Genomic DNA, 10,761 nt, shown 5'->3' on the forward strand with positions numbered 1-10,761 from the left:
CGGCGCTACGCCACCTCGGGGATGCGACCCCTCCAGCCGTCGGCGGCCCCTCCCCCGGCGCGGGAAGGCCGGCTCGCGGCCGTCCATGCGCGCGGGAACCCGTTTCTCGCGGATCTTCTCCGGCCCTTCATCCGGCTCCGCGAAGCCGGCCGGCAGGATGCCCCAGCCGTTGGAGCCCATTGCACCCGCCGTCCTTGCCCCGGCACCGCTTGCAAGTAGGCTCCCCACGCTGCCGCCGCCGCTCGACCATGGAACACCGGATGCCCGCACCGCTTCCGACCGCCCTCGACCGGCGGCGAGTCCTCCGCGAAGCCGCCCTGCTCGCCGCCGCGTCGCTCGTCGTCCCGGGCGGTTCGCGGCGCGTGCTCGGCCAGCCGAAGTTCGGCGACTACCCCTTCAAGCTGGGCGTCGCCTCGGGCGACCCGCTGGCCGACGGCTTCGTCGCTTGGACGCGGCTCGCGCCCGACCCGCTCGACGAAGGCGGGGACGGCGGGATGCCCGCCGAGGCGGTGGCGGTGCGCTGGGAGGTGGCGCGCGACCCGGCGTTCTTCCACGTCGTGCGCCGCGGCACCGCGGCGGCGCTGCCCGAGCGCGGCCACGCCGTGCATGTGGAGGTAGGGGGCCTGGAGCCTGACCGGTGGTACTGGTACCGCTTCGCCGCCGGCGGCGAGGCGAGCCCCATCGGCCGCGCGCGGACCTTCCCGGTGCTGGGCTCGCCCAAGGAACGGCTGCGCTTCGCCTTCGCGTCCTGCCAGCACCACGGCCAGGGCTACTTCAACGCTTACGCCGCCATGCTGGAAGACGGCCTCGACTTCGTCCTGCACCTCGGCGACTACATCTACGAGAGCGATTGGGGCGCGCGCGTCCGGCCGCACCTGCCCGAGCCGGTGACGCTCGACGACTACCGCCGCCACCACGCGCTCTACAAGCTCGACCGCGACCTCCAGGCGGCGCACGCCGCCTACCCGTTCCTCGTGACCTGGGACGACCACGAGGTGGAGAACGACTACGCCAACGGGCAGAGCGAGAACGGCGATCCCGTCGACGACTTCCTCCGGCGCCGGGCGGCCGCGTACCAAGCCTACTACGAGAACATGCCGCTGCGCCGCACGGCGCGGCCTGTCGGGCCGGACATGCGGCTCTTCACCAGCACGGGTTTCGGCGACCTCGCCCACTTCGTCCTGCTCGACAACCGGCAGCACCGCTCCGACCAGCCCTGCGGCGTGCCGGGCGCGCTGGGCGGCCGCCTCGCGCCCGCAGATTGCGCGGAGCGGACGGCGGAGGAGCGCACGATGCTCGGGGCGGAGCAGGAGCGTTGGGCGCTGCGCCACCTCGGCGGCGCGCAGGCCGCGTGGAAGGTGCTGGCGCAGCAGCAGTTGATGGCGCAGCTACGGCAGAAGGCGCCGGGCGGCGGCGCGGCGTGGTGGTCGGACGGCTGGGACGGCTACCCGGCGGCGCGGCGGCGGCTCCTGGGCTTCATCGGCCAGCGCCGGTTGCGCGACGTGGTCGCGGTGGGCGGCGACATCCACAGCTTCTGGGTGACGGACCTCAAGGCCGACTTCGACGACCCGTCCTCGGCCACGGTGGCGACGGAGTTCGTCGGCACCTCCGTCACTTCGGCCAGCCCGCCCGTCGAAGCCATCGCCGCGGCGCTGCCGGACAACCCGCACGTCCGCTTCTTCGAGGGGCGCGAGCGCGGCTACGCACGGGTGGAGGCGACGCCGGCGCTATGGCGGACCGACTTCCGCGCGGTCCGCACCGTGGCGCGACCCGACGCGCAGGCGCGCACGCTCAACAGTTGGGTCGTCGAACGCGGCCAAGCCGGCGCGAAGCCGGCGTGACCGCCGCCCTTCCCTACCGCTTCACGAACTTGAAAAAGCGGCTCTCCTTGCCGTCGGCGGTCTTGTCCTGGTGGAGGAAGGCCAGCTTGCGGTCTTCGAAGGTCTCGAAGAACTCCTCCCAGGGGATCGGCTTCAGCTTGTCGTCGGGCTCCGCGAAGTCGATCCGCAGGATGCCCTCGCCGTCCTTACCTTCCGTGCCCTCGACCACGGTGGGCCTGCCGCCGCGCTTCTCCACCCACTTGCGGATCTCGTCGTGGTTCGTCGTCGTGGTCCCTGAAGACATCCCGTTCTCCCTCGCAGGACGGCACCGCGCCGCTCGCCGGGCTCAACTCATCCGCCCCCGTCCCTGTTCCTTGCGGAGTCAGGTCCAGTAGAGGACGCGGGCCATTGGCAGGCGGCGGGCGACGGCGGCTTCCAGCGCGGCGCGCATCGCCCTCATGGCATCGCGCGGGAACACCCATTTGACGCTGCCGAACTTGGTCGTTTTGCGCGTGCGCGAGGCCTCGTCCATGTCGAGGCGGCTGCCGGGGTACCAGTCCTGCAACACCTTCTTTGAGCCTTCCGTGAAGCGGTGGGTGATGAGTTCCACCGTGAGGTCCGGGTCGGCGGCGCCGTCCAGCGCGGCGGCGCAGTCGGCGAGCAGGCGGTCGTACTCCGCCTCCCAGTCCGGCAGCGGCATGATGGGCGCCACCGTGAGGCCGATGCGGTAGCCCGCCAGCGCCGCCTTGCGCATCGCCGCCAAGCGCAGCGGCATCCGCGGGGCGCCGCCCTCGAAGCGCTCGGCGGCGCGGGAGTTGACCCAGAAGCGGATGCGCGTGCGGCGGTTGTGGGCCAAGCCGAGCAACGGCTCCACCGCGTCGTACTTGGTGGTGAAGCGGAGCTGAACGGCCGCTTCCCACGCGCCGAAGAAGCGGATCGCCTCCGCCAGCGCGCCGGTGACGTGCTCGATCCCCAGCGGGTCGGTGTAGCAGGACGCCTCGAAGGTGGTGCCCTCGGCGGCGCGCGCCGGGTCGGTGGAGGTCACGGCGCCCTTGCCGAGCAGCGGGGGCAGTTCGGACAAAATCTCGGGCAGGTTGGCGTAGGCGCGGATGATGGGCGGGCCGCCCAGGGAACCGGCGAGGTAGCAGTACTGGCAGTGGGCCGGGCAGCCTTCCGCCAGGTCGAAGCGCCAGTCGGCGCTTGGCGGGATGGGCTGCGGCCGGCGACGGCTGGGCGAGGCGGCGACGACCGCGAGGGTGGTCTTGGCGTCGCGGTAGGTGTCGGGCAGGCCGGACAAGCGGTCGGCCTTGAGGCGCACGACCTCCGAACCGAGCGCGGCGGCGCGCTCCGTCATTGCCTCGCCCTGCGGCCAGGACAGGGCGGCGGGCGTGACGAGGACGCGGCGCGGCACCCAGGGCGGGTGCGGCCGGGGCGGCTTCGGCGTCTGCGCCGCCGGGAGGAGGTCGGCCGTCGTGGGGAGCGGGTGGTCCATGGCGGTGCAACGCGGCGGCGGGCGTCTCTTTTCTTCCCCGCCGCGAGCGCCACACTTGGGGGCGAAACCGGCACGGAACACCCTCATGCCGTCGACGCTCGGCCTATCGATCCTCGACCAGTCCACCGTCGCCTCCGGGCGCGGGCCGGGCGACGCCATCCGGGAAACCTTGGAGTTGGCGCGGCTGACGGACGGGTGGGGCTACGGGCGTTACTGGCTGGCGGAGCACCACAACAGCGAGTCCCACGCGGGGTCGGCGCCGGAAATGCTGGTGGCGGCGATCGCGGCCACCACGAAGCGCATCCGCGTCGGCACCGCGGGGGTGATGCTGCCGCATTACTCCTCCTTGAAGGTGGCGGAGCAGTTCCGGGTGGCGGAAGCGGTCGCGCCGGGGCGGATCGACCTCGGCCTCGGGCGGGCGCCGGGGAGCGACGGGCGGACGGCCTTCGCGCTGAACCCGAACGCCCGGGAGGCGGCCGACCGCTTCCCGGCGCAGGTGCAGGAGGTGCTGGGCTGGCTCGGCGACGGTTTGCCGGAGGGGCACCCGTTCCGGAGCGTGACGGCCTCGCCCGCCGTGCCGACGCGGCCGGAGGTTTGGATACTCGGCTCGTCGGACTACGGCGCGCAGGTCGCGGCGTTCTTCGGCCTGCCCTACTGCTTCGCGCACTTCATCTCCGACCGCGGCAGCGAGGAGGCGGTGGCGGCCTACCGCGAGGGCTTCCGCGCGCATCCGGGCGTGCCGGGCCGGCTGGGGGCGCCGCGGTCGGCGTTGGGCGTCTTCGCGCTCACCGCCGAGACCGAAGCGGAGGCTTGGCGGCTCTACAAGTCGCGCGAGTTGTGGCGCTTGTTCCGCGACACCGGGCGTTACCCGCCATTGCCTTCCGTGGAGGAGGCGGAGGCCTACCCGTTCTCGGAAGCGGAGCGGGCGCACCTCGACCGGCTGCGGGCGGGGGCGATCGTGGGGGCGCCGGAGCAGGTGCGGGCGAAGCTGGAAACGCTGGCCGAGCGGCACGGGGCGGCGGAGGTGGCGGTGCTGACGCCCTGCCATGACCCGGCGGCGCGGCGGCTGAGCTACCGGTTGCTGGCGGAGGCGTTCGGATTGGCCGACGGCGGCCGGTTGGCGGCGGCTTAGGCGCCCGCCCGCTTCCGCGGCATCCCGCTATCTTCACCTTGGCGGCGGCGCGCACCCGTGGGGCGCAACCCCGAGCACGGGAGGAAGAACGGCTTTCGGTTGCCGGCGACCGGGGCGGCCCTTATTCCGCCGATTTGCCGGTGTGGAGCTTGAGCCGCATGTGGTCCGGCACCTCCTGGCCGGCGTCGGTGAACGCCTTGCGCAGGGCGCCGATGTGCGGGCCGAAGATGCCGGTGCGGTTCTCGCTGCACCATTCGCGGGAGGCGAGCGTCGTCTCCACCGAACCCTGGAACCGCGGCATCACCCAGCGGGCGAACAGCTCGTAGCTCCGCAGCGTGTCCTCGCGGCCGGCCCATTCGTGGGAGCGGAACAGGACCGCGCCGCAGCCGCCCTCGGTGTACTCGAGCAGGTTCGAGATGCCCCTGATGAGCGTGTCCGGCGAGCCGACGAAGGTGGTGCCGGCGCGCAGGCCCTCGCCCAGCGGGTCTTCGCTGCGCATCGGCGGGCGGCCGAGGGTGTCGCTGAAGTAGCTCAGCGTCTCCAGCCGCTCGCCGTGCGCCACCTCGCGCATGGCGCGCTCGTCCTCCTCGGCGCAGTGCATGTTGACCACCAAGCGCCAGTTCTTCCGGTCCAGCGCCTTGCCGTGCTTGGCCGCTTCCTTTTCGCCCAGGCGCCAGTGCTCCGCGAGCTTGGCGTTGCCGCCCGGCAGGCCGGCGCCGAGGGACAGGAGACCGACGCCGTATTTGCCGGCGGCCAGCACGCCGGAGGGGGTGGTGGCGGAGGCGACGGCGATGGGGAAGCGCGGGTGGGTGTAAGGCGCGAGGTGGAGGCGGGCCTCGCGCAGCTCGAACCAGTCCGTCTTCATCGTCACCGGCTCGTCGCAGGCGAGCAGGCGGGTGATGGCGTCGAGCGCTTGGTCCATCATCGGCCGCTGCTTCTCGGCCTCGATGCCCATCATGTAGGCGTCGGAGACCAGGGCGCCGGGGCCGCAGCCGAGCATGGTGCGCCCGCGCGTCATGTGGTCGAGCTGCACGAAGCGCTGCGCCACCAGGAACGGGTGGTGGTAGGGCAGGCTGGTGACGCCGGAGCCCAGCTTGATGTGCTTGGTGCGTTCGGCGGCGGCGGCGATGAAGATCTCCGGGCTGGCGATCAGTTCCCAGCCCGCCGAATGGTGCTCGCCGATCCAGGCCTCGTCGTAGCCGAGGTGGTCCAGCCAGGAGACCAGTTCCAGGTCGCGTGCCAGGGCGAGCGTCGGGTTGTCCCCCGCGCGGTGGAAAGGCGCGAGGAAGATGCCGAAGCGCAAGCCTCGATGGGACATAAGGCCGTGTGCCTCCGCCGATGCGTCGGCGGCGAGGCTAGGGACCCATGGTGCCGCCGGTCAATCCGGCCGCGCCCTCGCCGCCCCGCGGCCCCGCCGCGCCGCGCCGCCCGGCGCCCGCCAAGCCGTATTCCCCCACCGTCCGCAGCGCCGCCGAGCCGCCGGCCACGGCGATGCGGGCGCCGGTGTCGGTCAGCTTGCCCTCTTCCGAGACGCGCAGCACCTGCACCTCGCGGTCTGCCGTGTTGCCGACGAGGAGGGTGCGCCCGTCCGGCGAAAAGGCGACGCCCTGCGCCCAGGCGCCGACGCGCGCCTCGGACACGATGGACAGGCGCCCGTCGGCGATCCGGAGCATCCGCACCAAGCCGTACCCGTGGAACGGCGAGCCGGGCGGCTTGTTGGAGCCGTTCATCACCGTGACCGCGGCGAAGCGGCTGTCGGGGCTGGTCTGGATGCCTTCGGGCGTCTGGCCGACGCTGGCCGTGTCCACGATGCGCCACGGCTCGCGGCCGAGGTCGATCAGGCTCACCGTGTCCGCGTCGCCGGTGCCGCGGCCGATGTTGGCCACAACCGCCCAGCGGCCGTCAGGCGTGACGGAAAGGCCGTAGGGCCGGACGCCGGTGGTGATCTCGCGGTTGGTTTTCGTGACCTTCTCGTTATCAATGCTAAGCACGTTGACCATGTGGTCGCCGTAACGGGTGACGAGGGCGTGGCGGCCGTCCGGGGTGAAGGCGACGTGGCTGACCTCGGACGAGACGGGGCCGATCTCGACCTTGTTTACGGGCGTGACCGCGGTGCCGTTCGCGATGCGGTAGACGCTGACGGTGCCCTCGGCGCGGTTGGCCACCAGCGCCAGGGTGCCGGCGCGGTTGATGGAAACGCCGGCGGGGCCGCTGCCGGTGTTGAGCGTGGCGGCGATGCGCGGCGGGTTGGAGGACAGGTCCACCACCGCCATGCCGTTGCCCGGGACGAGCTTGGACGGGTCGGTCGGGTCGTGCCGCTGGTTGGCGGTGACGAGGGCAAAGCGCTCGTTCGGCGAGATGGCGACGGAGGTGGGCGGACCGACCAAGCTGGCCGGCACCTGGATCTCCGCCCGGAGCCGGGGCGGGTTGGCGGACAGGTCGATGATGGAAAGCGTGTCGGGCGACGGGTCGCGGGCGGGCCGGACCACGCCGTTGTCCAACACGAGCTTGTTGTCGTTGGCCGACAAGGCGATCTGGGCGCGCGCGGCCACCGGGGCGGCCAGCGCCAACGCCACCGCGGCCGGCAACAGGCGTTTCATGCTTGGATACCTCCCGGGCGGCGTCCCTTTGCCGCGCCGCAGTCTTGGAGAATGGAACGGATTCGGCAAATCAACGAAGCGCGGCTTGAGGCGGGCGCGGCTCCGGCTGACACTCATCTGAAGGCGGAGGAGGAGCGGGCATGGACTTCGGCCAGTTCAACCTGATGGGCTACCGCGCGCCGGGCACCCCGACGCACCGCCTCTACGACGACGCGGTGGAGCAGGTGCGGGCGGCGGAAGCGGTCGGGTTCGGCGTGTCCTGGTTCGCCGAGCACCACTTCTCCAACTATTGCGTCTGCCCTTCGCCCTTGATGATGGTGGCGCGGCTGGCCGGCGAGACCTCGCGCATCCGCCTCGGCAGCGGCGTGGTGGTGGTGCCGCTCTACAACCCGGCGCGGCTCCTGGCCGAGATCGGCATGGCGGACGCGATGACGCGCGGGCGCTTGGTGCTCGGCGTGGGCAGCGGCTACCAGCCCTACGAGTTCGAGCGCTTCGGCGAGGACCTGGCGGACGCGCCGGCGAAGCTGCTCGAATTCATGGAGATGCTTGACCTCGCCTTCGGGGCCGAGACCTTCCGCTACGAGGGGCGGCATTTCCGGATGCCCGAGACGCACATCGCGCCGCGGCCGGTAGGCGGGCCGCCGGAGGTCTGGGTGGCGGGGGACAACCAAGCGCTGCACCGCATGGCGGCGCGGCGGGGCTGCACGGTGATGGTGACGCCGCGCCACTTCACCCCGGCCATGCTGGAAGCGGCGCGCCGCAAGCTGGAGGACGTGTACCGCGCGGAAGGCGTGCCGCCCTCGCGGCTGCGGCTCGGCGTGCTGCGGCACGTCTGCGTCACGGAGAGCCGGGTCCAGGCGGCGGCGTTCCTGGACGACGTGCGCCACCAGATCAGGCTGTCGCAGAGCCTGCGCCGGCGCGAGCAGGCGATGGACGGCGCGATGCTGGTGGAGCGGCCTTGGGACGGGGAAATGAGCCTGGAGGACATGGCGGCGCACATGCTCGTGGGCCCGCCGGAGGCCATCGCGGAGCGGATGGTTGCCGAGGTCCGCCGCGCTTCGCCTTGCCACTACCTGCTGCAATTCCAGGCCGGCGGGTCGCCTCTCGCCCTGGCGCTGCGCTCCATCGAACGCTTCGCGGCGGAGGTGCGGCCGCTGCTGGAGCGCGGATTGGGGCCGCTGGACCGAATCGGGCTGGCCGCCGCGGAGGCGGCCTGAGCGGAACGGCGGATGCGCCCGCCGCGCCCGCCTGCTACCCGTAGCTTTCATGATCGGAGTCGATTGGGGCACCACCAGCCTGCGCGCCTACCGGCTGGACGGGGCCGGCGCGGTGCTGGACCGGCGCGAAAGCGCGCAAGGCATCCTTTCGGTGCCCCAGGGCGGCTTCCCCGCGGTGCTGGACGGCGCCATCCGGCCTTGGCTGGACGCCGGCGAGGAGTTGGTGCTGCTGTGCGGCATGGTCGGCAGCCGGCAAGGTTGGCGGGAGGCGCCCTACCTCCCTTGCCCGGCCGGCCCGGCGGAGATCGCCGCCGCGGCCGTGCCCTTGGCCTTTCCCGGCGCGCAGCGCTGCTTCCTCGTGCCGGGCCTCTCTGCCCGCGGGCCGGAGGGCGTGCCGGACGTGATGCGCGGCGAGGAAACCAAGATGATCGGGCTGCTGTCGGAGCTGGGCGACGGCGCGGCGTCGAGGGCGACGCTCTGCCTGCCCGGCACGCACAGCAAATGGGCGCGGCTGGAAGGCGGGCGCGTCGCGGGCTTTGCCACGCGCATGACGGGCGAAACGCGCGCGGTGCTGCTGGGGCACAGCATCCTCGGCCGCCTTTCGGCGCCGGCGCGGGACCAGGGGAGTTCGGACGAGGCGTTCCGGCGCGGCGTGCGGCGCTCGCGCGACCGGGGCGGCCTGCTGCACCACCTCTTCGGCACGCGCGCGCTCGGCCTGATGGGCGAGTTGGCGGCGGAGGAAACGGACGACTACCTTTCCGGCCTGCTGGTCGGCCACGAGGTGCGGGCCGCCGTGGAGGATGGCGGCACCACCGGCGGCGGCACCGTTCACTTGGCGGGCTCGGCCACGCTCTGCCGGCTGTACGCGTTGGCCTTCGCCGAGTACGGCGTGGCGCACCGGCTGCACGACCCCGACATCGCGGCGCGCGGGTTGCACCGCATCGGCGCGACGCTGCCGTGACCACCGCCCGCCGGGAGGCAGCGCTTCCCAGAACCCATGAACGGATTCGGCGTTACAGCTTGGTTGGGCCGGTTCGCGCCGCCAGGGACCGGTTCGGCGCGGTCCGCTCCGGCGTGGCGGGCCGGCCCCCGCTGGTCGGCGAAACCGGACGGAGCGACACCCACCATGCGCCTCATCCTGCCTGCCTTGATGCTGCTCGCGGTCGCGGGCTGCAACCGCGTGGACCCCTGGACCAGGTCGGACAGGCCCGCGACCCGCGCGCTGCCCGGCCCCGATTCGGCCGGCGCCGCGCAGCGCTACGAAGACCCGGGCATCCGCCCACAGCCCCGGCCCCTCACCCCGCGGTAGCCGCTGGCGCTGCCCCCGCCGCGGCCGGCCCCGAGCCAGCGGCGCGGGAGGAACGCGCATGACCCTCGCGGGATGGCTCGCCCGCTGCCCCTTCGTCGCCATCCTGCGCGGCCTCCGGCCCGAAGACTCGGAGGCGGTCGGCGACGCGCTGGTCGACGCCGGCGTGACCGTCCTGGAGGTGCCGCTGAACTCGCCGGAGCCGTTGGAGAGCATACGGCGCCTTTCCGCCCGCTTCGGCGACCGGGCGCTGGTCGGCGCCGGGACGGTCATGACGGAGGCGCAGGTGGCGCAGGTGGCGGAGGCGGGCGGCAGGCTGCTGGTGACGCCGCACGCCGATCCGGCGCTGGTGCGCGCGGCCAAGGCGCGGGGTATGCTGGCCGCGCCGGGCTTCTTCACGCCGGCGGAGGCGTTCTCCTTGCTCGCCGCCGGCGCGGACGCGCTGAAGCTGTTCCCGGCCGAGGCCGCCTCACCGGCCGTGGTGAAGGCGCTGCTAGCGGTGCTGCCGCCAGGAACGGCGCTGCTGCCGGTGGGCGGCATGTCGGCGGAGACGATCGGGCCGTGGCACGCGGCCGGCGCCGTCGGATTCGGCGTCGGCGGGTCGCTCTACAAGCCCGGCGACGCGCCCGGCGTGGTGGGGGAACGGGCCCGCGCGCTGCGCGCCGCACTGGCCGGGGCGCGCGCCGCGTGATCGGGCGGCTGGTGCGCGCCGCCGTCCGCCGCCGGGAGGAGGCGCTGCCCGCTGCGCCTCCGCCTGCCGCGCCGCCCGTCGTTGCGGCGCCCACCGAAATGCCGCCGCTGACGGCCCCCGAACTCCTGGCCGAGATCAACGCGGAGGTGCCGCCGGGCGTGGACTGGCGCGGCGGGGCGTTGCGCTACGTCGCGGCGGAGTTCCGTAAGCACGGCGCCGAGGCGATGGCGCGCTACTTGCTGGCCAAGCCGCTGGCGCCGGTGCCCCCGGGCGGCCTGGGCGGCGGGCCGGCCCTGGTGGAGGACGTCGAGTACCTCCTGAACTTCGTCAACCTCGTCGCGCTGCTGGACCTCCCGGGCCGGGCGCGGGTGCTGGACGTTGCGTGCGGCAGCGGCTGGGTGTCGCACTTCCTGGCGCGCATGAACTACGACGCCCACGGCTTCGACATCTGCCCCGACATGGTGGAACTCGCCGAACGGCGCTTCCGCGAAGACCCGCTGCTC

The 10,761-nt window shown here is 73.2% G+C and carries 11 protein-coding genes; 7 read left to right on the forward strand and 4 right to left on the reverse strand.

The annotated features are described in order from the left end of the window. Positions 1-260 precede the first annotated feature (260 nt). Entirely contained in the window at positions 261-1,841 is a 1,581-nt protein-coding gene (locus ABD067_RS15015; RefSeq protein WP_343896155.1) for an alkaline phosphatase D family protein, read from the forward strand. A gap of 13 nt (positions 1,842-1,854) precedes the next feature. On the opposite strand, the gene ABD067_RS15020 is transcribed toward ABD067_RS15015, so the two are convergent. Next, positions 1,855-2,124 (reverse strand): hypothetical protein, encoded by a 270-nt coding sequence (locus tag ABD067_RS15020; protein ID WP_343896156.1) that lies wholly within the window; start codon positions 2,122-2,124, stop codon positions 1,855-1,857. Positions 2,125-2,202: 78 nt separating this feature from the next. Then, a complete protein-coding gene (locus ABD067_RS15025) occupies positions 2,203-3,312 on the reverse strand; it encodes an SPL family radical SAM protein (RefSeq protein ID WP_343896157.1) in 1,110 nt (369 codons plus the stop codon). 85 nt (positions 3,313-3,397) lie between these two features. Here ABD067_RS15025 and ABD067_RS15030 point away from each other — a divergent pair, with 85 nt between their 5' ends. After that, the gene (locus tag ABD067_RS15030) at positions 3,398-4,444 is read left to right on the forward strand and encodes an LLM class flavin-dependent oxidoreductase (RefSeq protein ID WP_343896158.1); all 1,047 of its coding nucleotides are present in this window, start codon (positions 3,398-3,400) and stop codon (positions 4,442-4,444) included. Positions 4,445-4,565: 121 nt separating this feature from the next. On the opposite strand, the gene ABD067_RS15035 is transcribed toward ABD067_RS15030, so the two are convergent. Together ABD067_RS15035 and ABD067_RS15040 are read right to left on the reverse strand one after the other, a co-directional pair. Further along, a complete protein-coding gene (locus ABD067_RS15035) occupies positions 4,566-5,762 on the reverse strand; it encodes an LLM class flavin-dependent oxidoreductase (RefSeq protein ID WP_343896159.1) in 1,197 nt (398 codons plus the stop codon). 37 nt (positions 5,763-5,799) lie between these two features. Further along, positions 5,800-7,044, reverse strand: a complete 1,245-nt coding sequence (locus ABD067_RS15040; RefSeq protein ID WP_343896160.1) for a lactonase family protein — start codon at positions 7,042-7,044, stop codon at positions 5,800-5,802. 140 nt (positions 7,045-7,184) lie between these two features. Here ABD067_RS15040 and ABD067_RS15045 point away from each other — a divergent pair, with 140 nt between their 5' ends. From ABD067_RS15045 to ABD067_RS15065, 5 genes are all read left to right on the forward strand, one after another. Beyond that, on the forward strand, positions 7,185-8,261 hold the full coding sequence (locus tag ABD067_RS15045) for an LLM class flavin-dependent oxidoreductase (protein WP_343896161.1): 1,077 nt from the start codon (positions 7,185-7,187) through the stop codon (positions 8,259-8,261). 49 nt (positions 8,262-8,310) lie between these two features. Continuing rightward, a complete protein-coding gene (locus ABD067_RS15050; RefSeq protein ID WP_343896162.1) occupies positions 8,311-9,222 on the forward strand; it encodes a 2-dehydro-3-deoxygalactonokinase in 912 nt (303 codons plus the stop codon). A 165-nt stretch (positions 9,223-9,387) separates the two neighbouring features. Further along, entirely contained in the window at positions 9,388-9,570 is a 183-nt protein-coding gene (locus ABD067_RS15055) for a hypothetical protein (protein WP_343896163.1), read from the forward strand. Positions 9,571-9,628: 58 nt separating this feature from the next. Then, positions 9,629-10,258 carry a 2-dehydro-3-deoxy-6-phosphogalactonate aldolase gene (locus tag ABD067_RS15060; protein ID WP_343896164.1) on the forward strand — a complete coding sequence of 210 codons (630 nt, stop codon included), beginning with the start codon at positions 9,629-9,631 and terminating at the stop codon, positions 10,256-10,258. Continuing rightward, the coding region (locus ABD067_RS15065; protein WP_343896165.1) for a class I SAM-dependent methyltransferase at positions 10,255-10,761 on the forward strand (507 nt) is incomplete at its 3' end. The genes ABD067_RS15060 and ABD067_RS15065, both read left to right, overlap by 4 nt.

Origin of the sequence: Craurococcus roseus, from assembly GCF_039523795.1 — a bacterium.
GTDB lineage: Bacteria > Pseudomonadota > Alphaproteobacteria > Acetobacterales > Acetobacteraceae > Craurococcus > Craurococcus roseus.

Bases quoted from the DNA above. Each gene is read 5' to 3' on its own strand.
- ABD067_RS15015 (WP_343896155.1), top strand. From the start codon at position 261: ATGCCCGCACCGCTTCCGACCGCCCTCGACCGGCGGCGAGTCCTCCGC.
- ABD067_RS15020 (WP_343896156.1), bottom strand. From the start codon at position 2,124: ATGTCTTCAGGGACCACGACGACGAACCACGACGAGATCCGCAAGTGG.
- ABD067_RS15025 (WP_343896157.1), bottom strand. From the start codon at position 3,312: ATGGACCACCCGCTCCCCACGACGGCCGACCTCCTCCCGGCGGCGCAG.
- ABD067_RS15030 (WP_343896158.1), top strand. From the start codon at position 3,398: ATGCCGTCGACGCTCGGCCTATCGATCCTCGACCAGTCCACCGTCGCC.
- ABD067_RS15035 (WP_343896159.1), bottom strand. From the start codon at position 5,762: ATGTCCCATCGAGGCTTGCGCTTCGGCATCTTCCTCGCGCCTTTCCAC.
- ABD067_RS15040 (WP_343896160.1), bottom strand. From the start codon at position 7,044: ATGAAACGCCTGTTGCCGGCCGCGGTGGCGTTGGCGCTGGCCGCCCCG.
- ABD067_RS15045 (WP_343896161.1), top strand. From the start codon at position 7,185: ATGGACTTCGGCCAGTTCAACCTGATGGGCTACCGCGCGCCGGGCACC.
- ABD067_RS15050 (WP_343896162.1), top strand. From the start codon at position 8,311: ATGATCGGAGTCGATTGGGGCACCACCAGCCTGCGCGCCTACCGGCTG.
- ABD067_RS15055 (WP_343896163.1), top strand. From the start codon at position 9,388: ATGCGCCTCATCCTGCCTGCCTTGATGCTGCTCGCGGTCGCGGGCTGC.
- ABD067_RS15060 (WP_343896164.1), top strand. From the start codon at position 9,629: ATGACCCTCGCGGGATGGCTCGCCCGCTGCCCCTTCGTCGCCATCCTG.